Genomic DNA, 22,707 nt, shown 5'->3' with positions numbered 1-22,707 from the left:
CTCCCACCATTGCGAGGACCGCTTCCTAGGATCTTCATCAGGCTGAATTCCACAACGGCCGGGCAAGGCAAGAAGCCTCGCCACGGCCATGGGACCTCACCTCACCGCAGCGTCGTCCCCGGCTCCAGGCTGAGCAGCGGCAGCTCCTCGCGGGTGGGGAGCCCTTCCCAGTCGCCGTGGGAGGCGACGGCGAAGGCCCCGAGCACCGAACCGCGTCGGAGTCGTTCGCTCGTCGGCTCGCCGTCGAGCAGGGCGGAGAGGTAGCCGGCGGAGAAGGCATCGCCCGCGCCGACCGTGTCGAGGACCGGCACCCGGACAGACTCCACCTGCTCGACGCCCGCCGCATGGTGCACGCGCGCCCCGTCGGCGCCGAGCTTCACGACCACCTCGGCGACGCCGGCGGTCAGCAGGTGATCCGCCCTGGCCAGGTCGTCGTACCCCTCCGGCTCGACGATCGCCAGCTCCTCTGGCGAGGCGATCACGACGTCGGCCCGTCTGGCCAGCGGACCCAGCACCTCCGCCGCCGCCTCGGCAGGCCACAGCAGCGACCGGTGGTTGACGTCCAGGGACACGGTCCAGCCCTGGGCCTTGGCGTGCTCCACCGCCGCCAGCACCGCCGCTCGCGGGCCGGGCCCCAGCGCGGGGGTGATCCCGGTGACGTGCAGCAGTCGTGCACCGCCCGCCAACACGCCCGCGAGGTCGTCGGGATGCAGCCGGGAGCCCGCCGAGTCGGTGCGGTAGTAGCGGACCCGGATGAGGTCGGCGACGCGCTTCTCGAAGAGGATCAGACCGGTCGGCCGGTCTGCGTCGACCGCGACGCCGCTGACGTCCACGCCCTCGGCGCGCAGGGTGCGAGTGACCAGCTCGCCGGGCTGGTCGGCGCCCACCCGGCCGATCCAGGACACCTGGTGTCCGAGCCTGGCCAGGCCGATCGCCACGTTCGACTCCGCCCCGGCCACCGACAGGCTCAGCTCGCCGCCGAGCCGCATGGGCCCCTGCCCCCGCAGCGCGGCCATGCTCTCGCCGAGGGTGATCACCTCGATCATCGGCTCTGCTCCGATCCGTGCCGGCCCGCCGCGTGCGCGGCGGGTCCCTGTGCTGCCGCGATGCCTGCCTGCACCGGGAACTCCGCCGCCACCGCACGGAACTGACGGGCACGATCACGCAGCTCGGCAAGGTCGGCGCCGTCCGCCGCGCCCGCCAGCAGCGGCGATCCCACGCCGACGGCCAGTGCGCCCAGCTCCAGGTACCGCCGCGCGGCCTCGACGTCGACGCCGCCCACCGGCACGAACGGCACCGTGGGGAACGGGTCGCGGAGCGCCTTGAGATAGCCCGGACCGCCGCCGTGTGCGGCGGGGAAGAGCTTCACGGCCGTCGCGCCCGCCGTGTGCGCCGCGTAGACCTCGGTGGGCGTGAGCGCCCCGACCAGGGTCGGCAGGCCCAGTTCGATCGCCGCGTGGGTGCCGGGGCCGATGGCGGGCGTGACGGCGAAGGTCGCTCCTGCCGTGTGGACGTCGGCGGCGTCCTGGGCGGAGAGCACGGTACCGGCGCCGAGTGCGGCCGCGCCCGAACGCTCGGCGGCCAGCCTGCCGATCAGGCGCAGGGCGTCGGCGCCGGTGAGGGACACCTCGACGAGATGGATGCCCTCCTCCCACAGTGCCAGCACGGCCCTGAAGGCGGCCTCGGCGTCCCGACCTCGGACGATCGCGACGATCCGCTCTTCGGCCAGGCGTTGGGACAGGTTCATCGTGCACACTCCAGAGATCGGTTCGATGCCATGTCGTGGGACGCGGAACGCCCGGTGGGCAGGGGTGACGACCCGTCCGAAACACCTGCCGGGCGGCACTGCGCGGCAACCCGTTCCCTCGGTGGCCGTTCCTCGGCTCGGGCGGCCGACCGCCGTCCGTGGTGACCGTGCACCGGGACGCGCCGTGCACGGCAGACAGGGCTCCGGCCGGACGACGACTTCGGGGCGTCGACGCCGTCGTCCGGGGCGTCGTCACGCCCGACGCCCCGGCTCGGCGCCCCCGACTGCCGCACGCGCTGAGCGGCGGAGCCGGACACCCGGATCGCCGGGCCTGCCGCACCGACGCTGCCGACGCTGCCGACGCGATGTGCCACGCCGCCCCCATCCCGAGAACCCACGACCCCCACCTTCACCCCGGCGATCACAGCGCGCAGCACGGAGCCCGCCCGCGTCGTTCCGCCCGGTCCGGCGTCGGCGTGCCCGACGGCTCAGGCCGCCGGGCCGACATCACGACACAGGTGTGCGCCGTCCCCGCGATCATCAGGCCGCCCCGACGAGGGACCGCCGCCCTGCGGCACGGCCTGCCGCACTCACCACTCGGCCAGCGAGCCGTCGTCATGTCGCCAGATCGGCGAGTGCCAGTCGTGGCCCGTCTCGTCGGCCTTCCGGACGGCGGCCTCGTCGATGGTGACGCCGAGACCCGGCCCGGTCGGTCGAAGCAGGTGTCCGTCGACGAAGCGGAACATCTCCCGGTCCAGGACGTAGTCGAGCAGGTCGGCCTCGGCGTTGTAGTGGATGCCGAGGCTCTGCTCCTGAATCAGGAAGTTCGGCGTGCTGAAGGCGATCTGGAGACTGGCGGCCAGCGAGATCGGTCCGAGCGGGCAGTGCGGCGCCAGCGGCACGTCGAAGGTCTCGGCGAGCGAGCCGATGCGACGCACCTCGGAGATGCCGCCCGCATGGGAGAGGTCCGGCTGCGCGACGGCGATCCCCGCCTGGAGGACGGGGAGGAACTCGCCTCGCGAGTAGAGCCGCTCGCCGCACGCGATGGGCACCGGGCTGGCCCGCACCACGTCGCCGATCAGGTGGCTGTACTCCGGCAGCACCGGTTCCTCGACGAACATCGGACGCGCGTCCGCGAGCAACGGGATGATCCGGCGGGCGTTGGCGGCGGTGAACCGGCCGTGGAAGTCCAGGGCGACGTCACGGTGCGGGCCCAGCGCCTCGCGGGCGGCGGCGAGGCGCTCCAGCACCCCGTCGATCTCCGCGACGCTGGCCAGCCTGCTCATCCGGCCTGCGGCGTTCATCTTCACGGCGGTGAGCCCGGCCTCGACCTGCGCGGCGACGGCGTCGGCGACCTCGGCGGGCTCGTCGCCCGCGATCCAGCCGTACACCCGGACCCGGTCACGCACGGGGCCGCCGAGGAGCTGGTGGACGGGGGCGTTCAACGCCTTGCCCGCGATGTCCCACAGCGCCTGGTCCAGGCCGGCGACGGCGCTGGAGAGCACCGGTCCACCGCGATAGAACGAGCCCTTGGTCATCCGCTGCCAGTGGTCCTCCACCCGCAGCGGGTCCTCGCCGATCAACAGCTCGGCCAGCTCGTGCACGGCCGTCCGGACGGTCGACGCCCGGCCCTCCACGACGGGTTCGCCCCAGCCGACCAGGCCGTCGTCCGTCTCGACGCGGCAGAACAGCCAGCGCGGCGCGACCAGGAACGTCTCGACCCGAGTGATCTTCAACGTGACTTCCTCTCGTTCGACTCGATCCCGGCAGCGGACGCCTCGACCGCTGCTGTCTGAAGCGCTGTCGTCTGGGGCGCTGCTGCCGACGCGGCCTGCGACGGCGTGCCCTCGGCTCCCCCCGCCGCGACAGGCGTGGTGCCAGCGGCATCGGCCTCCGCCGGAGTTCTCGGCGTCGCAGGCCCGGTCTCCGGGTTCGCGCCTGCCACCGGCGCGGCATCGCGCGCCGCCGTCGCCTGCGCTGCGGACTCCGCCCGCTCGGCGGCAGCCGCGTGCGGCGCAGCCGCCGGGGACGACGCCCCCTGGGCCGAGGCCGCCGGGGCCGCCACACCCTCGCCCGCCGTGACCCGACGCAGGTCGGAGTCCGACTTCGCCAGCAGCGCCAGCATCGCGGCCCCGGCCGCCTCGGCATCGGCCGCACGAACGGCGTCGAGGACCGCCTGATGGCTGGGCACGGGGTCGTCGTCGCCCGACTGGTGGACCAGCCGGTCACGTTCGGAGAGACCGGGCTCGATGAAGATCTCCATCCGCACCAGCATCTCGTTGTGGGTGGCCACCAGCAGGGCACGGTGCCACGCGAGGTCGGCGTCGGCGGCCGAGGACGGGTCGCCGCCGACGGCCCGCCCCATCGCCGCCAGCGCCTCGTCGAGCGCGCGCAGGTCGTCCTCGGTGCGCCGGGCGGCGGCGTAGCGTGCGGCGGCCGGCTCGATCACGGCGCGGACCTCGGCGAGATCGCGCAGGAAGTCGTCGGCCGCGCCCGCCGCGAACTGCCAGCGGATCACGTCGACGTCGAGCAGGTTCCAGGTGGCACGGGGTCGGACGAAGGTCCCCCGACGCTGGCGGGCGTCGACCAGGCCTTTCGCGGTCAGGACCTTGATCGCCTCGCGCAGGGCGGTGATGCTGAGATCGAGTTCGGCGCTGAGGCCCGCGAGGTCGAGCGTCTCACCTTCGCCGACCGCCCCGGAGACGATCCGCGCACCGAGCAGCTCGACGGTGTTGCCGTGCACGCCACGGCCGATATAGGCGGCCATCCGCTTCGTCCCCTCCGTTCGCTTCCTCGACACTGCGGCTCAGCGTCGTCCCGGCGCCGTCGCGTCGACGTCCGTCTGCCAGAGTCGATCACGCCGAATCGACCGGCCCGCAGCCGTCGGCCTGCCGCCGAGCTCAGGTCGACTCCTTGTAGGCGCTCCAGCCGCCGTCGATCACCAGGCCGGTGCCGGTCACGTAGGAGGCGTCCGGCGAGGCGAGGAACGCGATGCCCGCCGCCACCTCTTCCGGGGTGCCGAACCGACGGGTGACGGTCTGCCGGATGCTCTGCTCGCGGTCGGCCTCGTCGACGTCGTCCCAGGCGGCCGTGAGGATCGGGCCGGGCAGCACCCAGTTCACCCGCACCTCGGGGGCGTACTCGACGGCCAGCTGTCTGCCCAGCGCGGTGAGGCCGCCCTTCGTCGCGGCGTAGGCGGGCCTGCCGGGCAGGCCGATCAGGGCGTGCACCGAGGACGTCAGCACCACCGCACCCGACACCGTCCGCAGGTCGGCCAGGCAGGCCCGCACGCCGAGGAAGGCCCCGGTGAGGTTGACGGCCAGCTGCTGGTCCCAGGACTGCCTGCTCATCTCGTGCGCGGGACGGACATCGACGGTGTAGGCGTTGCTGACCAGTACGCCGATCGGCCCGAACTCGCCCCGGACCGCCTCGGTCACCGACGTCCAGGAGTCCTCGTCGGCGACGTCGCACACGTGGGAGGTCGCCCTGCCGTGCGCTCGGCGCAGTTCGTCGGCGACCTCGTGCACCCGGGGATCGAGATCAAGCAGGGCGACGGCGGCGCCTTCCTCGGCGAGTCTGCGGGCGGTCGCCGCCCCGATGCCGCCCGCGGCCCCGGTCACCACCGCGGTGCGGTCCGTGAAGCGTGTCGGTGCGCCGCTCATCGATCCCGTCCCTGCTCGTCCATAACGCTGATCTTCGCGTGTCCATTCGCCCGGTCGTACACCGGCCGGGTGAGCACGCCGGCCGGTTCGCCACCCACAGTGAAGCTCACCGCGGCTGCATCGTGGGGCACCACCCGGCCGACCGGCAATGCGCACGGTCGACCGGGGGTGAGTTCGAGGAGGTCGACGGCGTCGACCGACCTGCCGTCGCGGTCGAGGAACTCGGCTCGCAGCAGCCCGCCCGTCGCGGGCACGAAGACGCCTCGCAGCGCACCGGAGCCGTCGGCCGCGCCTGCCTCGGCGGGCGGCTCCGTCCAGTACCCGACGGCGGTGGCGGCGCCGACAACGGCCGAGGTCACGCCGAAGCCGAACACGATCGGCAGTGTGACGCGCTCCCCCGGTGCCAGGGTCGTGAGCGGACCGAGGGCCTCGCACTCCACCACCCGGTCTCGCGGCAGGAGGTCGCCCAGCTCGGCGATCGGCTCGGTCAGCGGGTGTTCCAGCCAGACCTCGACGCGGGAGCCGTCATCCGGGTACTCGGCGGACTCGTCCACCGGGAAGGTCTGGGTCAGGGTGCCCTGCGCGCCCACGTCGGCGAGCCAGCCCGCCGCGTCGGGGAAGCCGACCTTGCCGACGACGTCCTGCGCGGCGACCCGGACGACCGATCCCCCGGTGTCGGTGACCGTCGGAGCCGGACCCGCAGTGATCAACTCGACCGAACGCGGCAGTCCCGACTCGCGGAGGCCGACGTAGACGCCCGCGTGCGGACCCGCCTCCCCGGGGATCTCGCCCGCCAGCTGCGTGACGTTCCACAACGCCCACCGCACCGGGTGCGACTCGACGTTGGTGAAGCTGATCTCCAGGGTGTAGCGGCTCTCGCCCTCGGCCAGCCGCACGGTCCGGATCGTCCGCAGGCCGGTGCGCGGGTCGTCGCCGCTGGTCATGGTGATCTCGGCGACCGTGTCGGCGAGGTGCGGACGTGCCTGGTAAGCGCCGGAGTCCAGCACCGGGTCCGGCGGCCCGGCCCACTGGCCCGCATGGTCCCAGCCCTGCGGCGCGGGCCAGGTCTTGTCCCCGCCGAAGTTGAGCCACTGCGACATCGGGCCGCTCGTCGGACGCGGTCGGCGGCCGTCCACCGGATGCAGCCGATCGTCGAGCAGCCGGGGATTGCGGTACAGGTACTCCCGACCGGCGAAGACCGCGGAGAGCACCCGACCCCCGAGTGCGGGCACCACACCGAGGCGCACCAGGCCGTTGTCGAGATGGAACACCTCGTAGGGCCCGCTGTCGTCCCGCGTGATCGACACCCCGCCGGACGCCGAGGCGTCGAGGTCTGCCGGTCCGCCGTCGTCCTCGGCGTCCCGGGGCGCCTCGGCGGTCACGAGCCCGCCACGTCGTCGGCGACCAGACAGACCTTGCCGGTGCCCGCGCCCGCCGCCAGCCGGTAGGCGGCGTCGGCCTCGGCCAGCGGCAGCCGCTCGCTGACCACGATCTCCGGCCGGACTCCCCAACGGACCAGGTTCCTGGCGAGCTGAGCCATCGCGGGGACGGAGGTCACCCAGGACGCGTGCAGGGTGAGCTGCTTGTGCAGCAGCGTGTCCGACACCTCGGTCTCCAGCGTGCCGCCCTCGCCGACCAGCGAGACCCGGCCCCATTCGGCCGCGTTGTCCACGGCGGTGCCGCGACCTGCTCGGCTGCCGGAACAGTCGATGGCGGTGCTCACGCCTCGACCGCCGGTGATCTCGGCGATCGCCTCGCCCGGTGCGTCGACGCCGACCGTGGCGTCGAACAGGTCCAGCCCGTCGGCCCATTCCCGCCGTTGCGCGGAGGGCTCCACTCCGATGATCCGTCGGGCACCCATGCCCCGACCGATCATCGCGGCGGCCAGACCGACCGGGCCGAGCCCGATGACCAGCAGGTCGTCCTCGCCGCTGACAGCGAGTCTGCGCAGGCCCTCGTAGGCGGTGCCGAAGCCGCAGGCGATCAAAGCTCCGTCCACGTAGGACAGCTCGTCCGGCAGCCGGACGCAGGTGGTCTCCTCGACGAGGATGTAGTCGGCGTTGCCGCCGTCGCGCTGCCAGCCGTAGGCGGCCCTGGCCGCCCCTGTGCAGCTGATCTGGTAGCCGCGCCGACAGTTGTCGCAGGTCATGCAGCCCGCGATGTGGTAGACGATGACGCGATCGCCGACCCCGTACTCACGACAGTCCGGCCCGGCGGCGACCACGACGCCACTGGGCTCGTGCCCGGTGACCACGCCCCGGTAGGCCGGACCGTCGACGCCGCGATGGGTCTTGTGCTCGTGATAGATGTAGCCGATGTCGCTGCCGCAGATCCCCGAGGCGCCGACCCGGAGCAGGAGCTGACCGGGCCCCGGCTCCGGCACCGGGATCTCCTTGATCACGGCGGTGGAGTCGCCGGGGAGGTACACGCCACGCATCGTGGCCGGGACGGCGGTGCCGCTCATGGACGTTGTCTCCTTCGCCTCGTCGAGTGTCTCTCGTCCGGTCCGCGTCAGACCGTGCGCACGGCGCGCTCGCGCCTGCTGATCGCCACGTTCACCAGGACGGCGCCGACGATGATCACGCCGCGCACCACGTTCTGGAAGAACGAGTCGACGCCCAGCAGCACCAGGCCGTTGGCGATCACCGTGATGAACGCGACGCCCAACAGGGTGCCCAGCAGGCTGCCTCGGCCGCCTGCCAGCAGCGTGCCGCCGATGACGACGGCGGCGATGACGTCGAACTCCAGGCCCGCGGCCGCGCCGCCGTTGCCGGAGCCCAGCCGGGCGGCCAGCAGGATGCCGGTGATCGCGGCGAGCAGGCCGGTGGTGGCGAAGAGGATCACCTTGATGCGACCGGTGTCGATGCCCGCCAGCCGCGCCGCCGCGGCGTTGCCGCCGGTGGCGTAGACCGAGCGGCCGTAGGCGGTGTAGCGGGCGACGTAGGCGAAGACCGCGAAGAGCACCAGCATCACCACCGCCGAGGTGGGAATGCCCAGGATGCTGCCGCCGAGTAGGCGGAAGGTGGCGTTGTCCGGCAGCGCGACCGGCAGCGCGTCGGTGATGTAGAGGCCGAGACCGCCGAGCACGCTCCAGAGGCCCAGCGTCGCGATGAACGAGGGCACGGTGAAGCGGGCGACCAGCCAGCCTGCCAGCGCTCCCCACGCCACGCCGAGCGCCAGCGTCGCGAGGATGCCGCCCCAGGTGCCCAGGCCCCAGGCGCCGACGCCCTTGGCGACCAGCACGGAGGAGAACGCGACCGCCGGGCCGATGCTGATGTCGATCTCGCCCGCGATGATCACCAGGGTGACACCCCAGGCGGCGATGCCGATGGTCGCGGCGTCCCGCAGCATCCCGAGCTGGTTGTCCAGCGACAGGAAGCCCGACGCGGTGCTGCCGAGAACGATGTAGAGCAGGGCGATCGCGGCGAGCAGCCCGAGCTCGTTGAGGCGTCTGGTCTTGGTAGACCTGGTGGAGCCGGTGCCGGTCGGGGTGGACGGAGACGTCGGGGACGACTGAGACGTCGAGGACGACGCTGTCCCCGAGGCCGGACCGGTCTGGTGCGAAGAGTTGCTCATCGGATTCCTCACGATTCAGACGGCCATCGTGGCGGCCAGGATGTTGTCGACGGTGATCTCGCTGCCGCGCAGCTCGGATCGGATGCCGCCCGCGTGCAGGCTGAGGACGCGGTCGCACACCAGCGGAAGCTCTTCGAGCTCCCCAGAGACGAACAGCACGCCCGCGCCTGCCGAGGCGAGTTCGCGGACCAGCCGGTAGATCTGGGCCTTGGCCTCGACGTCCACGCCGCGCGTCGGCTCGTCGAGCAGCAGGATTCGGCTGTCGGCGTGCAGCCAGCGGCCGATCACGGCCTTCTGCTGGTTGCCGCCGGACAGGTCGGCGATCGGCGTCTGCGTCCGCGCGGTCTTGATGCCGAGCCTGCGCACCAGGGCGGTGGCGGCCTCCCGTACCCGACTGGTGGAGATCGACGGGCCGGTGGAGACCCGACCGAAGTCCGAAATCACCATGTTCTCGTCGACGCCCAGCATCGGGATGATGCCCTCGGCCTTGCGGTTCTCCGGGGTCAGGCCGACCCCGAGCCGCTTCATCCGCGCCGGTGTCGGGTTCTCGACCCGCGTGCCCTCGACCTCGATGCGGCCCGAGACGATCGGGTCGAAGCCCGCGACCGCCCGCAGCAGTTCCGTGCGCCCGGAGCCCAACAGGCCGCCGATGCCCAGCACCTCGCCGGGGTACAGCTCGAAGGAGACTCCGGTGATCTTCGGCGGGACGGTGAGGTCGCGGACGGCGAGCAGCGGCGTCCCGGTGCGGTCGATCGTCACGGGCGTGACCTGCTCGGCAGCCTCGCTCTCGCCGCCGAGCATCAGCTCGACGATCTCGCGGGTCGTGGTGTCCTTCGCCGAGACCGTCTCCACGGTGCGACCGTCGCGCATCACGGTGATGCTGTCGGCGACCTGTCGGATCTCGTCGAGCCGGTGGCTCACATAGATCACGGCCACGCCTGCGGCGGCGATCCGGCCGACGACCTCCAGGACCATCGTCACCTCGCTCGCGGCCAGCGCGGAGGTCGGCTCGTCCAGGATCAGGACCTTCGGGGTCTGCCGGACCGCGCGGGCGATCTCCACGAGCTGCTGCTCGGCGAGCGACAGGGTGGCGACCGGCCGTTCCGGATCGATGCGCAGGCCCAGCTCGGCCAGGACCTCGGCCGATTCGCGGCGCATGCGCTCGTAGTCGATGCGCGAGCCCGCGCGAGGCCAGCCGCCGAGGAACATGTTCTCCGCGACGCTGAGCCAGGGCACCAGGCTCAGCTCCTGGTAGACGGTGGCGACGCCCAGCTCGACGGCGCGCCGGACGCCGCCGTCCCCGAGGGGCGTGCCGCCGATGCGGATCTCGCCGGCGTCGGGGCGGTCCACGCCCGCGATCATCCGGATGAGCGTGGACTTGCCCGCGCCGTTGCGGCCGAGCAGTGCCCGCACCTCGCCCGACCGGAGCTGGAAGTCGGCGCCCGCCAGGGCCACCACTCCCGGATACGCCTTCGTCACGTCCCGTACGCTGGCGGCGAAGACCTCATCGTCGGTCACCACGTCACTCCACCTTCTCCCGACTGTCCCTGCGGAACGCACTCGGCAGGCCGACCGCGGCGACTGCCCGGCCCCGCCGGACGCGCCGCCCGGCCCGCCTCGACACCGACTGCTCGACACACCGGCCCGATCACGGCAGGCCGTCCGGGTGTTCCTGGAGCCACGTCGCGCCGTCCTCCGGAGTCGTGTAGATCTCGACGGGGGCCGGGAGGATGAACTCCTCCGGCGGGTTGCCCGCGAGCACGGCCTGCGCGGTCTCGGCCGCCATCCGGCCGACGGTGACGCCGGAGATGTCGACGTTGCCCTTGAGCACCCTGTGATCGACCAGCGCGTTGGCGGCCTCGGTGGACATGTCCCCGCCGAACACCACCGTCTGGCCGACCTTGTTCCTGGCCTGCACGGCACGAATGGAGCCGAGGGTCGCGCCGCCCGCCTGGCCGAAGAAGGCGTCGAGGTCGGGGTGGGCGGTGAGGATGCGCTCGGCGACGTCCACCGCCTCGTCGATCGTCGAGCCCTGCTGGTTGGCGACGATCTCCGCGTCGGGGACCTTAGCGAACAAGGCCTCCTCGAAACCGAGTCTGCGCTGCACGCAGACCTCGACCTGCTCGCAGTTGACGATGCCGATCTGCGGCGCCTCGATGCCCTCGGCGATGAAGTACTCGGCGGCGGCGTCGCCCAGCAGCCTGCCGAACTCGAGCGGATCGCCCAGGATGAACGCCTCGACGTACTGTCTGGCCGCCTCGTCGGCGATGCAGGTGTTGTAGCAGATCACCGGGACGCCGCTGCGGTGCGCGAGGCGGATCGCCGGGATGGACGCCGTCTCGGAGACCGGCGAGAGCACCAGCGCGTCCACGTCGGCGGAGCTGACCGTGTCGACGAACGAGCTCTCCTGCGAGGCGTCGCCCTGTGCGTTGAGCTCCAGCAGCTGGACGTTGCGGCCCATCTCGGCGGCCTCGTCCTGCATGCCCTTGCGGACGCCCGCGTAGTAGCCCTGCGCGTCCATGTAGACGACGCCGAAACGACCGCCCTCGCCGATGGGCGCGCCGCAGCCTGCTGCGGCGAGCGCGGCGACGAGCAGGGTCGTCATGACGACCACCGCCCGGCGGCGACCTCTCGCGATCCTCGACATCGGCTCTCCTTCGAACCAACCGGCTGACCCCCACGGGGCGATGTGGAGGAAGTATCGGCACCCGCCGCCAGCCAGGTCAAGAAAAAATACTAATTAATTATTAGTGTCACTCGGGGTGTTCGCATGTTCACCTTGAGGCGGGCACGGTCATGGCGCACGCGGTGAGCAGGCGGACGGGGAGTCGCCGGCGAGTTCCAGCAAGTTCCAGCGAGGACCGGTGCGGGCCGGTGCGCGCCTGGTCGGCGGGGAGACCCGCGCGACGGGGTTGCCGGGTCGGCGCCCGCTCAAGAGCGGAGCCCAGCCGCGCGGGTGCGTCGATCCGGTCGACGGCGTCCTCAAGATCACAGGTGTTCGTGAAGGCCTCGAGCGCCCCCTGCGTAGCGCGACGGCTCTGGCATCCCGATCACCACCCGTGGACTCGCCAGCCTCGGGCCTGGGCAGTGAACGCGACGCCGCGCCCGACCTCGCCGATCCTGATCACGACAGGCACGCGACACGACGGCGCCGCGTCGACTTCCCGCCGAGACGGCCGATCTGCCGCTGCCGACCAACTCGCCGATCCGCGTCAGGCACGCCCCGCCGCGTGCACGGAAGGGACTGTCTCCGCGATGCGCAGCGCGAGGACCTCGGCCGCGATTCGCGCAGGACGATCGACAGACCGCCTGTGCGGCGGACTCGAGCCTGCCATGCTGTGATCTCCACCGAGCCGATGCGGGCGGGGACACCTCGGCCGTCACGTCGGCCCTGTCGTCGGCTGCGGCGCAGCAACGAGCGTGCAGGCGCCCCGAGCCCACGTTCGACGGCGACTCGCGCGCGACACGCGCGGTGCGACCCGTATCACACCACGCGGTGTTAGCGGCTAACATGACTGGTGTGCCGAATCGATCCGCCGAGACTCGAGCGCGCATCCAGGAATGCGCGCTGGAGCTGTTCGCCCGCAACGGCTACGCGGCCACCCGCGTCGTCGACATCGCCGCCGCCGCAGGCGTCTCGCACATGACGTTCTTCCGCCACTTCCCCACCAAGGAAGACGTCGTGCTGGAGGACCCGTTCAACCCCTTCGTCGCCGACCTGATCGCCGCTCAACCGCTCGGCCTGCCGGTTCTGGAGCGCGTGCGGCTCGGACTCCTCAACTCGACGACCGAACTCCCGGAATGGGCGGTCGCCCAGACCAGGGAGCGGATCAGGCTGGCCGCATGTGAACCGGTGCTACGGGACCGGTTCTCCGCACACCTCCATGCCACCGAGCGGTGCATCGTCGATCGGCTGATCGAACAGGCCGCCGACCCGCTCACCGCGTCAACCGCCACCGCCGCCTGCCTGGCCGCCCTGCGCGTCGCGCTGCTCGACTGGGGCGAGCACGGCGAGGAGACGTTGAACGAACGCATCGTCGCGGCACTGGGCGTGCTGGGGCCCACGGCGCAGGACTGAGCAGACAAGACGGCCACCGCCTCGCTTCGCCGCAGCGCCCGGGTCTCGGCACTCGGCCTGCCGAGCAGCGGCGGGCTCGGCAGGCGAGATCAGTCCCGGCGCCGATGTCCGTCGCCGACGCCCGCGACGTCGGCCCCGCGTTCCTGCGCCTCGGCGATGCGTCGATAGACCCGATTGCGGGCCACCAGGACCAGCGTCGCCAAGAAGGCCGACAGCGGCGATCCCGCCAACACGCCCACCTCGACGTGTTCGGCACGTGCGCAGCCCGCGGCGAACACGAGTTCGCCGATCAGCAGCGACAGGTGAAGCCGACACCGGCAGGCATCGACAGCCCGAGGAGGTCCCACCACGAGACGTTCTCGGCCAGCCCGGGCGCCGGTGAATCGCCGCACGAGGGGATCGTGCCGCCGCGCACCGCCCGCACCCGTCGAGGGGCCGGTGCACAGGCAGCCGGGTTGCACGGTCCTCGATCACCCCGACGGTAGCGCGGCGGGGCATAGACCGCGCCCGACCCCTGCCACCGTCACCCCGAGGCCGGGCCGCCGGAACTCCCTTCCGGCCGTCCCGGCCTGGACTCGGGGCGGCGGGCGAGCCCGGTCAGAAGCGGGCGCCGAGATCCGAATGGTCCCTCGGCACGAGGAAGTTCGAGGTCGGGATGCCCCCGTCGGCGTCACGAGGCCCGCTGATCGTCGACGGGTCGACGCTGAACAGGTCGGAGTCCTCCCAGTCGTCGGCGCGGTCCCAGGAGTTCCCGCTGCCCGTGGAGTCGCCGAGCTGGATCGGGACGTCGTCGCCCACCGAGAGGTTGTCGGTCAGCACTGAACTGGACCTGTTGAACCGGAAGCCGTATCCGCCGTTGGCGTAGGAACTGTTGCGGTCCACGACATGGGTGCCCTGGTTGTTGTTGTCGATGAAGCCCGCGACCTCATTGTCGAACGCGATGTTGTTGCGCACCACGTGGTCGGTGGGCGGGCCGTCCCCGCCGCCGAGCTTGAACCCGTTGCCGTCGCCCTGAAAGTCCGGGAAGTTCCACCGGTTGGCGCCGTTGCCGTAGGCGATGCTGTCCTCGATGAGGATCGGTGACAGGAACTCCCAGGCGTCGAAACCGTCGTCGACGTTGTTCCACAACCGCGCCCCTCGCACCACGTTGCCCTCGCCGCTGCCCTCCTTGATGGCGAGTCCGTCGGCACTCTCTCCGTTCTTGCGTGGGTCGCGATTGCTGTGGCTGTCGAGGTCGAGCACCTGATTCCGGCTCGAGTCGCCCTGAATCTGGAGTCCACTCTCGTAGTTGTCCCTGGTGATCAGCCGGTCGAAGATCGTGTCGTCGCAGGAGTCGCAGTAGATGCCGTACGGACCGCGAATGATCTCCAGGTCGCGGTAGATCCAGAAGGCGGCCCGTTCCTGATGGATCGCGCCCCGCTGCGGGCGCGGGATGCTGCCACCGACCGGCGTGTGGCTCGCAGGCAGCGCATCGCCGTCGATGACGGCGCGTTCTCCCTGATAGGCGGTGAGCGTGATAGGGGCGTCCGGCTCACCGCTGTGCAGGATCTGGATGTTCGTGCTCAACGCGTAGGTGCCGCCGCGCAGGGCGATCACGTCACCCGGCTCGGCGAGATCGACAGCGCGTTGGATCCCGCGCAGCGGCTCGTCGATCGTTCCGGGATTCGCATCGTCGCCGTCGGGCGCGACGACGATCAGCCCGTCCTGGTCGGCCAGGGTCCCCCTGCGCGGCTCGGCCGCAGAATCACTACGCGGCTCAGCCGCAGGAACATTGCGCGGCTCAGCCGCGGTGACACTGCGCGGCTCAGCCGCGGTGACACTGCGCGGCTCAGCCGCGGTAGCAGCCTGGGCACCTGCCAGAAGGCCCGGCACCACGGCGACCAGCAGCGCGACGTCTCGCAGGCGGCCTCGTCGCCGCTGCGCACTGTTGCCCATCACATCGCCCTTCCCTCGGGCGCGATCCCCGGGCACCCTGCAGACAACGAGGGGAAAGCGCTTTCCACCACGCTAAGACCAGGCGGAGAGGTGGTCAATCAACCGGATGTCGTGCCCGGTCGGCCATCGGAACCAAGCCGCTGAGACCCGTTCGCCAGCCGCCCTCGGGCAGCAGACCGACCAGGACGCGCGGACGCTCGCGATCATCCGACCACCACGACGATCGAGATCAGCTCAGCGGCGGATCAGGCGCAAGGCCCCCGTCCGGAGCGATGTGTTCGAAGATCTGGTCCACCAACGCCACCACGTGCGGGTCGTCGACCGTGTAGAAGTGCTGCCGCCCCTCCCGACGTGCGGAGATGACTCCGGCGAGCCGGAGCTTGCCCAGGTGCTGACTGACCGTCGCGATGCTCACCCCGACCCGGCCCGCCAGGGTGCCGACGTCGTGCGAGCCGTGCGCGAGCAGCCACACCAGGTGCAGCCGGGGGCCGCTGGAGAGCAGCGCGAAGGTCGCGGCGGCGGCACTGAGCTGCACAGAGGTCGGCTCGGGCGCCGCGCAGGAGTGGGTACGCGGCTCGGCGGACGAAGATTCGGGTCTGATCATGGCGATCTTCATTCTCTCGCACCGACCTGCTGCGACGCGAGACAACCTCAGGCATCACCCCATTTCGTCGTTTCGTCGATTGCGAAACTGTCGAAGGGTGTGGCAGCATGAGGCTCGTTCCGAAGGGGAGTAGCCCGCAAGCCCATCGTTCGACACGCTGAGTTCGACATCGATCTCCGGCGATGGGGCCAGGCCAGCGCAGGTCTGGTGGGCGAGACCTTCGGCCAGCCGCCATTGCCTGGCCGAGGTCGTTCGATGTCCCCGCCCTGGCATGCGCCGTCCGGGGAAGGTGCTCATGTTCGCCAGACTGATCCGATCGCTGGGGTTGTGCCTGATATTGGCGCTGCCCGCGCTGGTGTTCCGCGTGAGCGGCATCGCGTCGGACCCCCTGATCTCCCTGGCGATATTCGGATCGGGCGTGGTCGCCGCGTCGTTCGTACTGGCCTGGGCAGCCGAGGCCGCTCAGGTGGACATCTCCGGTGGGCTGGCCATCGCGATCCTCGCCGTCATCGCGGTGCTGCCGGAGTACGCCGTGGACCTGTACTTCGCCTTCACCGCAGGCAGCAGGCCCGAGTACGTCTCCTATGCCGCCGCCAACATGACCGGTTCGAACCGACTGCTTCTCGGCCTCGGATGGTCGTTGGTCGTGTTGCTCGCGCTGGCCGTCGCCAAGCGACGCACCGGGAAGTCGATCCGCGCGCTGACCCTGGACTCGGGGCACCGAGTGGAACTGGGCTTCCTCGCCATCGCCTCCGTCATCGCGTTCGCCATTCCGCTCAGTGGTCAGATTCATCTGACCCTGGGCATCGGACTGCTCGTCTTCTTCGGGTTCTACCTGTGGAAGGTCTCGCGCGGTGACACCGAGGAGCCGGAGCTGGTCGGGCCCGCCGCCACGATCGGGGCACTGCCGAAGCGCGTCAGGCGGACACTGGTGGTCACGCTGTTCGTCGGGGCCGCCGTGGTGATCCTGGCCTGCGCCGAGCCCTTCGCCGATGCCCTGATCGAGACGGGCGCCCAGCTCGGCATCGACGAGTTCCTGCTGGTCCAGTGGCTGGCGCCGCTGGCGTCGGAGGCACCGGAGCTCATCATCGCCATCCTCTTCGCGCTGCGCGGCAACGGCGCAGTCGCGATCGGCATGCTCGTCTCGGCCAAGGTCAACCAGTGGACGCTGCTGGTCGGCAGTCTGCCGGTGGCCTACCTGATGGGTGGCGGCGGACTGGCACTCGACCTGGACGGCAGGCAGGTCGAGGAGTTCCTGCTGACCGCGACGCAGACCCTGCTGGGCATCGCCGTACTGCTGGCGCTGCGCTTCCCGCGTTGGGCTGCCTGGACGCTGCTCGGACTCTTCGCGGTGCAGTTCGTCTTCCCCGGCCAGGAGGCTCGATACGTCCTCAGCGGGGTCTATGCGGCACTCGCACTGGGCGCTTTCATCTTTCACCGGAAGCACCTGCTGCCCACGCTGGCCGCGCCGTTCCGGGCGCATCCGAACAAGGCGTCCGACGAGACGGCGAAGAAGGACAGCAACACCGCCGCCTGACCATCCCGGCCGGCCGATCCCCCGACTCCCGACGCTGCACACCCGACGGGCCGCGCTCTCCCGGAGCGCGGCCCGTTCTGGCACCAGTGGTCGACCCCGACCGGCGTCGGCAGCCAGGGCAGCCAGGGCAGCCAGGGCAGCCAGGGCAGCCAGGGCAGCCAGGATCCGAGCCTCGAACCCCGCCGACGTGACCGTGCACCCGAGGCAAGGAACGAGGCCTGAGACGAGACGGGAGTGATCGGCGCGGTCGCGGCCCGGCAGCCGAGTCCCGCTCCGCCCCCGACATGCAGGCCCATGACGCGCCGACGGGACCCGAAGCGGGACCGGCGAACAGAGGACCGGGGGAAGTGCGTCGGCCGCCGGGGCGCCGGACCGACCCGCAGACCGGCCGAGTGACCGGACCACCGCCGCTACGCGAGACCAGCCGAGGCACACGAGCCGAGGGCCGAGCGGGACGACCCAGACCACGCCTCGTCGGAGTCGGCGCAGCCCACCACCCGCAGCCCTCGGCCGCCTCGATCCGTCGGGCCCCACCGACCGCGATGATCGAGCATGCGGGAGACCCGGACGGGCACGGCGCGACAGGAACGCGACGGGCGGCACCGAAAGCCGAGCATGCGGCTCGGCGACGGCTCCGCAGGCACGTCTCCCGCTCGCGAGCATGCGAGCCCGACGGAACGGCAGCACAGCGGGCGAATTCCGGATCATGCACTCACAGTAGCCAGATCCGGAGTTCGACGAGGGCGCCGACGAGAACTCATGACAGTTGTCATAAAGATAAATGACAAGTGTCATACACAACTCATGACAGTTGACACTACCTGCGCGGATTCCGTTCCGAGATGATCTGCCGCATGAGTCCTCCGCCCGCCACGTCCCCGCCTCCCCTGCCTCGTCACCACGGTTCGATCAGGCAATGGACGGCACGCTTCGTAGTCGGACGGGCCTCGCACAGACCTGTCTCGACCCAGCCGCCAAGGCGATACAGGCATCCCCGTCGCGCCGACCGGCCGGCAGGGAGCACACCCGACGGCGACCGCCCCGGACGATTCGAGCGCGCGGCCCCGTGGCACGCGACACGCGACACGCACGGCATGGTCGCCCGCAAATGAGGTCGAGCCACGCCCGCATCCGGCCGACGCGCCACAGGCGATCAGCACGCCGCGATACGACCCGAAAAGGGAGTTGAACATCGAGAAGTCGAGCGACGAGAGGTGAATATGACGGCACCCCGAGATCCGGTCAACCAAGGTTGACAGAGCCCATTTCGTCAACCTAGGGTGACGAAATGGGAAGCGATCCACTCCGCCGCCGGAACCGAGCAGCAGGTACGCACGCCTGTCCGACGCCGTCGGCTTCAGGCTGGGTCTTGACCGCCGTCCGGAGGTCCAGGCGAACTGCCGACCTGGCACGACGGACAGCCGCTGCGATCCCCCGTGCCATCAGGCAGCCGGACCGACCGCAGCCGACCGTCCTGCCCGCCTCACCCGAGCCCGCCGGACCGGGTGATGTCCAGGTGATCGACCGACCGACCGACAGACCGACTTCGAGCGAGCCGTGCTGATCGGTCCGCCGTGCCTGTCTGGCGTCGTGCCACCGGTCCTGGCCGCCGCCCGACACGAACCGTCCGCAGCACATCGCCGGAGCCGTGGATCGTCAGCACGCGCGACCGGCGCAGACCGGCCGGTCCGCCCAAGCCGGTCCATCCCGCCCCGTTGCCCCGAGGTTCCACGTCGTCCATCCGGATCAGGAGTGTGAGCAAGGAGATGAGCCCTACTTCCGTAGTGCGGTCGGCCGTCGGTGTCGCAGTGGCCGCCAACCTCCCAGTCCTGCTCTGGGGCGCTCCCGGCACCGGGAAGACGTCCTCGGTGCTCGCGTTAGGCGCCGCACTCGACCTCCCCGTCGAGGTCGTCGTCGGCTCCATCCGCGAGCCGAGCGACTTCTCCGGGCTGCCGATGGTCCGGGACGGCCGGACCTGGTTCGCCCCGCCCCGCTGGGCCGAGCGGCTGTCCGAGGCGGGCCGGGGTCTGCTCCTCCTCGACGAGCTGACCACCGCACCGCCCTCAGTGCAGGCCGCGATGCTTCGCGTGGTGTTGGAGCGCACCGTCGGCGACCTCGAGCTGCCCGCCGCTGTGCGGATCGTCGCCGCCGCCAACCCGCCGGAGTCGGCGGCCGACGGCTGGGAGCTGTCGGCTCCGCTGGCGAATCGATTCGTTCACCTGGACTGGCAGGTCGATGCCATCGACGTCGCCGAAGGCCTCGCGGCAGGCTTCCCCGTGCCCACGACGGGTCCGCTCGTCTCGCCGTCCCCCGCCGAGATCGGCGGAGCCCGGTCGATGGTCGCCGCCTTCCTGCGGGTACGCCCCGAGTTACTGCTCGCGGTGCCCGAGGAACCGAGCAGGGCCGGGCGAGCCTGGCCCAGTCCGAGGACATGGGAGGCAGCGGCCACGATCCTCGCCGCGTGCACCACCGGGGAGGTCGCCGAGGAGGTGCGGGCGGAGTTGGTCCTCGGCGCGGTCGGGGCGGCAGCGGGCTTCGAGCTGATCTCCTGGCTGCGCAACCTCGACCTCCCCGACCCGGAGACCCTTCTCTCGGCTCCGGACACCCCGTTGCCGGAGAGGGCGGATCGGCTCTATGCGGTGCTCGGTGCGGTCGTCGCGCACGTGGCGGCCGACGGCAGCCCGGCCACGTGGGAGGCGGCCTGGGCAGTGGTGGCCACGGCCGCACGCAAGGCACCGGACGTCGCCGCCGGGGCCGCTCGGTCGCTGGCGAAGGCCAGACCTGCCGGGGCCGCCCTCCCCCACGCGATGCGAGGGCTGACACCGATCCTGCGTGCGGCCGGACTGCTGCGATGAACAACAGCCAGAACCCTGAGCTCGGATCAGAAGGAGCGGCCGATCAGGTGCTGGCCCGGTTCGCCTCGGCTCGGCTCTGGGCGGCGCATCGGGCGCCGTACCTGGCCAGCGCCGTCTTCGCTCTGACCCCGGTGGTGCTGGCGCCGTTGGTCGACGAGCGAACGGGCGGGCTCGTCCCCGACCCGGAGTTCCGTGCATTCCCCGTCGACACCCGGTGGCACGTGCACCTGGAGACCGGCACCGCGCTGACCACTCCGGTGCCCGAGATCGGCTGGTGGCTGCTGCACCACATCGGACATCTGGTGCGCGCGCATGCCGCGCGATCACCGGTCCGCGCCGAGACGACTGTTTCTGCCGCCGCCGGAGCGCCAGGCGACACCGAGGCGCGGCGGTGGAATCAGGCGGCCGACGCGGAGATCAACGACGACCTGGCCGCCGAGGGCCTGCCCGGCCCCGACGGAGTGATCTCTCCCGCCGTGCTCGGTCTGCCCCCACATCTGACGGCCGAGGAGTATCTGTCCCGGTTGGACGTTCTCGCCGAGGCCGTCGGCCGAGGCGGGCACGAGTTGGCGGAATCGGTCGACTGCGGCAGCGCGGCCGACGGCGTGCGCCGGGATCAGGAGCTTCCCGAATCCGGCGGCGGACCGACGGAGCTGGAGCGTGAACTGCTGGAACGCTCCCTGGCTGTCGGAATTCAGGACCGCGTCGCCGCGAGGAGCGAGGTGCCGCTCGGCTGGCGACGGTGGGCCGAGGCGCGGCTGCAGCCTGCGGTGAACTGGCGGGCACGGCTCGCCGCGCTGATTCGACGTGGACACGGCCTGACGAGCGGACGCGTCGACTTCAGTCATCGACGTCCGTCCCGCCGGGCCGGATCATGCCCGGACATCGCGCTACCCGCCATGGTGCAGCCGGTACCCGCCGCCGTCGTCGTGATCGACACTTCGGGCAGCGTCAGCTCAGTCCGGCTCCGCCGCCTGCTCAGTGAGGTCACCGCGATCCTGCACGGCGTCGGCGGGACCGGACGCAGGCTGCGAGTGCTCTGCTGCGATCTGACCGCGCATCCCGTCCAGGAGGTCACCCGTGCCGAGGACGTCGTCCTGCTCGGCGGTGGAGGCACCGACATGCGGGCCGGGATCGCCGAGGCTACCGCGCTGCGACCGCGGCCGGACCTGGTCATCGTCCTCACCGACGGCCAGACCCCATGGCCGGTCCGCCGTCTCGCCGTTCCGCTCCTCGTCTGCCTGATCGGCGAGGACGGCAGCGCCCCCGAGTGGGCGCATACCGTGCGAATTCCTGAGGAGGAGCCATGACCATCGCGTTTCCCGACGACCCGGAGGAGCCGCACGACGCCGAGGCCGTGGCGAACCCTCGAACCGGCGACGGAACGGACAGCCGCTCGGCCCCGACGGGAGAGGGCCCCGACAGTCCGAGCGAGGAGGGACGGGCCGGGGACCGAGACCGGACAGCGGGCTGGGGGGCGGGTGCCGCCGAGGACCTCAAGCCGGAAGCGCTGCACGAGTGGTCGGCGTCCGGCTGCACCGTCGCCGAGGCCCGCCGATGGATCTCGGACGGGTACACCGCGGCCGATGCCGCGCGATGGCGACGAGCCGGGGTGTACACCCCGGACGCGGCGCGGGAATGGCGCTCGGCGGGCCTGACCCCTTACACCGTGGACGGTGCGCTGCGTGCAGGCATGACACCGCGTGACGCGGTGCGCTGGCGCGAACTCGGCTATTCCGTTCAGGCCGCAGCCGAACGCCACCTCGCCGGGGAGAGTCCGCACCCGAAGGGCTGGTGGCATCGCTTCTTCGGCCGCCGACCGGTGCGGTTCGGCGAGGAAGGCGGCAGCGAACGCGGTGGCAGCGACCGAGACGGCAGCACTGGTGGCGGCGGGGAGCGCAGCAGCGCGCGCGGAGGGCCGGGGCCGACCGACCAGGGTCAAGGTCAAGGTCAAGGTCAAGAGAGTGCAACACGGGCCGGGGACCGTGACTCGGGGCGCGGCAGATCGGCCGCGATGCGGGTACTGCTGCACGCAGGCGTCACCGCCGCCACCGCACGCGAGTTCGTCGACGCGGGCTGGTCCGGCAGGGCCGCGATCGCCTGGGCCCGCCGAGCCGTTCCGCCGACGGACGCCTCGATCTTCGACGCGCTCGGCCTCTCCCCCGCCGAGGGGGCCCAGCGGCTGCGCCATGGCGAGGATGCCGTCTCGATGATGACCGACTGGTGGCGGGCAGACGTCCCGCTCGACGAGGTCGCGGCCTGGGCCGGGGCCGGCTTCGCGCCCGAGGAGGCCGCCGCGATGCGAGCCGACGGAGTCGACGTCGAGCAGGCTGCGATTCTGCGCGCGCTGGGCGAGGACGAGCGGTGACCGGGCCCGATGCGGGGCAGGCAAGCCCCGGCCCGGCCCGATGCGGGCCGGGGCGGAGCGGGCAGGCTGCCATCTGGCGATGAGGTGAGGCTCGTACGGGAATCCCGTCGGGACGGGATGCGGACGTCGACGATGCCCGACAAGGCACCGGGGGTCGGCGACACCGGGTGGGCAGGCGGTGCGGCGAGGGGTGCACCGAGTCCCCGCTGAGCCGGTGCGGACCCGGACCGCGAGTGGAGACAGAACAGGGAGCGACGAGACAAGCTCAGACCGCCGGTCGGCCGGCTGGCCGGTCGAGTCCCGAGGAGCTGCCGCAATGAGCGGTCTCGAGGCGGAGCCGGTGCA

18 protein-coding genes are annotated in these 22,707 nt (G+C 71.6%); 5 read left to right on the top strand and 13 right to left on the bottom strand.

Annotation, left to right across the window (positions count from 1 at the left end; all coding sequences use genetic code 11):
• Positions 1–101: 101 nt before the first annotated feature.
• The 10 genes from UA74_RS13470 to UA74_RS13425 form a co-directional block, all read right to left on the bottom strand.
• Positions 102–1,046 (bottom strand): sugar kinase, encoded by a 945-nt coding sequence (locus UA74_RS13470; RefSeq protein ID WP_075740536.1) that lies wholly within the window; start codon positions 1,044–1,046, stop codon positions 102–104.
• Complete coding sequence (locus tag UA74_RS13465) at positions 1,043–1,747, bottom strand: bifunctional 4-hydroxy-2-oxoglutarate aldolase/2-dehydro-3-deoxy-phosphogluconate aldolase (protein ID WP_083683187.1); 705 nt, start codon at positions 1,745–1,747, stop codon at positions 1,043–1,045. Before UA74_RS13465 ends, UA74_RS13470 begins: the two co-directional genes overlap by 4 nt.
• Before the next feature lie 590 nt (positions 1,748–2,337).
• Positions 2,338–3,483: a galactonate dehydratase gene (dgoD, locus tag UA74_RS13460; RefSeq protein WP_075740535.1), complete on the bottom strand. Its 1,146-nt coding sequence runs from the start codon at positions 3,481–3,483 to the stop codon at positions 2,338–2,340.
• Positions 3,480–4,514: a FadR/GntR family transcriptional regulator gene (locus UA74_RS13455; RefSeq protein ID WP_318533300.1), complete on the bottom strand. Its 1,035-nt coding sequence runs from the start codon at positions 4,512–4,514 to the stop codon at positions 3,480–3,482. The genes dgoD and UA74_RS13455 overlap by 4 nt, the downstream gene beginning before the upstream one ends.
• Before the next feature lie 133 nt (positions 4,515–4,647).
• Positions 4,648–5,409 (bottom strand): SDR family NAD(P)-dependent oxidoreductase, encoded by a 762-nt coding sequence (locus tag UA74_RS13450; RefSeq protein ID WP_075740534.1) that lies wholly within the window; start codon positions 5,407–5,409, stop codon positions 4,648–4,650.
• Positions 5,406–6,791, bottom strand: a complete 1,386-nt coding sequence (locus tag UA74_RS31780) for a DUF4380 domain-containing protein (RefSeq protein WP_075764483.1) — start codon at positions 6,789–6,791, stop codon at positions 5,406–5,408. Before UA74_RS31780 ends, UA74_RS13450 begins: the two co-directional genes overlap by 4 nt.
• Positions 6,788–7,873, bottom strand: coding sequence for a zinc-dependent alcohol dehydrogenase family protein (locus tag UA74_RS13440; RefSeq protein WP_075764481.1), 1,086 nt, complete (start codon positions 7,871–7,873; stop codon positions 6,788–6,790). The genes UA74_RS31780 and UA74_RS13440 overlap by 4 nt, the downstream gene beginning before the upstream one ends.
• 47 nt (positions 7,874–7,920) lie before the next feature.
• Positions 7,921–8,985: an ABC transporter permease gene (locus UA74_RS13435; protein WP_083683184.1), complete on the bottom strand. Its 1,065-nt coding sequence runs from the start codon at positions 8,983–8,985 to the stop codon at positions 7,921–7,923.
• 15 nt (positions 8,986–9,000) lie between these two features.
• Complete coding sequence (locus UA74_RS13430; RefSeq protein WP_232237745.1) at positions 9,001–10,506, bottom strand: sugar ABC transporter ATP-binding protein; 1,506 nt, start codon at positions 10,504–10,506, stop codon at positions 9,001–9,003.
• 127 nt (positions 10,507–10,633) lie between these two features.
• Entirely contained in the window at positions 10,634–11,632 is a 999-nt protein-coding gene (locus UA74_RS13425; RefSeq protein ID WP_083683183.1) for a substrate-binding domain-containing protein, read from the bottom strand.
• Between the two features lie 873 nt (positions 11,633–12,505).
• Here UA74_RS13425 and UA74_RS13420 point away from each other — a divergent pair.
• Positions 12,506–13,063: a TetR/AcrR family transcriptional regulator gene (locus UA74_RS13420; RefSeq protein WP_198043014.1), complete on the top strand. Its 558-nt coding sequence runs from the start codon at positions 12,506–12,508 to the stop codon at positions 13,061–13,063.
• 89 nt (positions 13,064–13,152) lie between these two features.
• Here the strand turns inward: UA74_RS13420 and UA74_RS13415 are convergent, their stop codons facing one another.
• The 3 genes from UA74_RS13415 to UA74_RS13405 all read right to left on the bottom strand — a co-directional run bounded on the left by UA74_RS13415 (position 13,153) and on the right by UA74_RS13405 (position 15,602).
• Positions 13,153–13,413 (bottom strand): hypothetical protein, encoded by a 261-nt coding sequence (locus UA74_RS13415; RefSeq protein ID WP_157442213.1) that lies wholly within the window; start codon positions 13,411–13,413, stop codon positions 13,153–13,155.
• A gap of 247 nt (positions 13,414–13,660) precedes the next feature.
• Positions 13,661–14,998: a right-handed parallel beta-helix repeat-containing protein gene (locus tag UA74_RS13410; protein WP_075740528.1), complete on the bottom strand. Its 1,338-nt coding sequence runs from the start codon at positions 14,996–14,998 to the stop codon at positions 13,661–13,663.
• A gap of 229 nt (positions 14,999–15,227) precedes the next feature.
• Positions 15,228–15,602, bottom strand: a complete 375-nt coding sequence (locus UA74_RS13405) for an ArsR/SmtB family transcription factor (protein WP_075743779.1) — start codon at positions 15,600–15,602, stop codon at positions 15,228–15,230.
• 295 nt (positions 15,603–15,897) lie between these two features.
• Here UA74_RS13405 and UA74_RS13400 point away from each other — a divergent pair, with 295 nt between their 5' ends.
• The 4 genes from UA74_RS13400 (at position 15,898) to UA74_RS13380 (ending at position 22,362) form a co-directional block, all read left to right on the top strand.
• The gene (locus tag UA74_RS13400; RefSeq protein WP_075743778.1) at positions 15,898–17,139 is read left to right on the top strand and encodes a sodium:proton exchanger; all 1,242 of its coding nucleotides are present in this window, start codon (positions 15,898–15,900) and stop codon (positions 17,137–17,139) included.
• Between the two features lie 1,766 nt (positions 17,140–18,905).
• Positions 18,906–19,994, top strand: a complete 1,089-nt coding sequence (locus UA74_RS13390) for an AAA family ATPase (protein ID WP_075743777.1) — start codon at positions 18,906–18,908, stop codon at positions 19,992–19,994.
• Positions 19,991–21,304 carry a vWA domain-containing protein gene (locus UA74_RS13385; protein ID WP_075764477.1) on the top strand — a complete coding sequence of 438 codons (1,314 nt, stop codon included), beginning with the start codon at positions 19,991–19,993 and terminating at the stop codon, positions 21,302–21,304. The genes UA74_RS13390 and UA74_RS13385 overlap by 4 nt, the downstream gene beginning before the upstream one ends.
• A complete protein-coding gene (locus UA74_RS13380) occupies positions 21,301–22,362 on the top strand; it encodes a hypothetical protein (protein WP_198043013.1) in 1,062 nt (353 codons plus the stop codon). The genes UA74_RS13385 and UA74_RS13380 overlap by 4 nt, the downstream gene beginning before the upstream one ends.
• Positions 22,363–22,707 lie beyond the last annotated feature (345 nt).

The sequence above is a fragment of the Actinoalloteichus fjordicus genome (assembly GCF_001941625.1).
Taxonomy (GTDB): domain Bacteria; phylum Actinomycetota; class Actinomycetes; order Mycobacteriales; family Pseudonocardiaceae; genus Actinoalloteichus_A; species Actinoalloteichus_A fjordicus.
The sequence above is the reverse complement of the archived record's forward strand: the minus strand, read 5'-3'. Positions and strand labels throughout refer to the sequence as shown.

What these genes read in the sequence shown, in the direction of transcription:
- UA74_RS13470 (WP_075740536.1), bottom strand. Translation starts at nt 1,046, where the DNA reads ATGATCGAGGTGATCACCCTCGGCGAGAGCATGGCCGCGCTGCGGGGG.
- UA74_RS13465 (WP_083683187.1), bottom strand. Translation starts at nt 1,747, where the DNA reads ATGAACCTGTCCCAACGCCTGGCCGAAGAGCGGATCGTCGCGATCGTC.
- UA74_RS13455 (WP_318533300.1), bottom strand. Translation starts at nt 4,514, where the DNA reads ATGGCCGCCTATATCGGCCGTGGCGTGCACGGCAACACCGTCGAGCTG.
- UA74_RS13450 (WP_075740534.1), bottom strand. Translation starts at nt 5,409, where the DNA reads ATGAGCGGCGCACCGACACGCTTCACGGACCGCACCGCGGTGGTGACC.
- UA74_RS13440 (WP_075764481.1), bottom strand. Translation starts at nt 7,873, where the DNA reads ATGAGCGGCACCGCCGTCCCGGCCACGATGCGTGGCGTGTACCTCCCC.
- UA74_RS13435 (WP_083683184.1), bottom strand. Translation starts at nt 8,985, where the DNA reads ATGAGCAACTCTTCGCACCAGACCGGTCCGGCCTCGGGGACAGCGTCG.
- UA74_RS13425 (WP_083683183.1), bottom strand. Translation starts at nt 11,632, where the DNA reads ATGTCGAGGATCGCGAGAGGTCGCCGCCGGGCGGTGGTCGTCATGACG.
- UA74_RS13410 (WP_075740528.1), bottom strand. Translation starts at nt 14,998, where the DNA reads ATGGGCAACAGTGCGCAGCGGCGACGAGGCCGCCTGCGAGACGTCGCG.
- UA74_RS13405 (WP_075743779.1), bottom strand. Translation starts at nt 15,602, where the DNA reads ATGATCAGACCCGAATCTTCGTCCGCCGAGCCGCGTACCCACTCCTGC.
- UA74_RS13400 (WP_075743778.1), top strand. Translation starts at nt 15,898, where the DNA reads ATGTTCGCCAGACTGATCCGATCGCTGGGGTTGTGCCTGATATTGGCG.
- UA74_RS13390 (WP_075743777.1), top strand. Translation starts at nt 18,906, where the DNA reads ATGAGCCCTACTTCCGTAGTGCGGTCGGCCGTCGGTGTCGCAGTGGCC.
- UA74_RS13385 (WP_075764477.1), top strand. Translation starts at nt 19,991, where the DNA reads ATGAACAACAGCCAGAACCCTGAGCTCGGATCAGAAGGAGCGGCCGAT.
- UA74_RS13380 (WP_198043013.1), top strand. Translation starts at nt 21,301, where the DNA reads ATGACCATCGCGTTTCCCGACGACCCGGAGGAGCCGCACGACGCCGAG.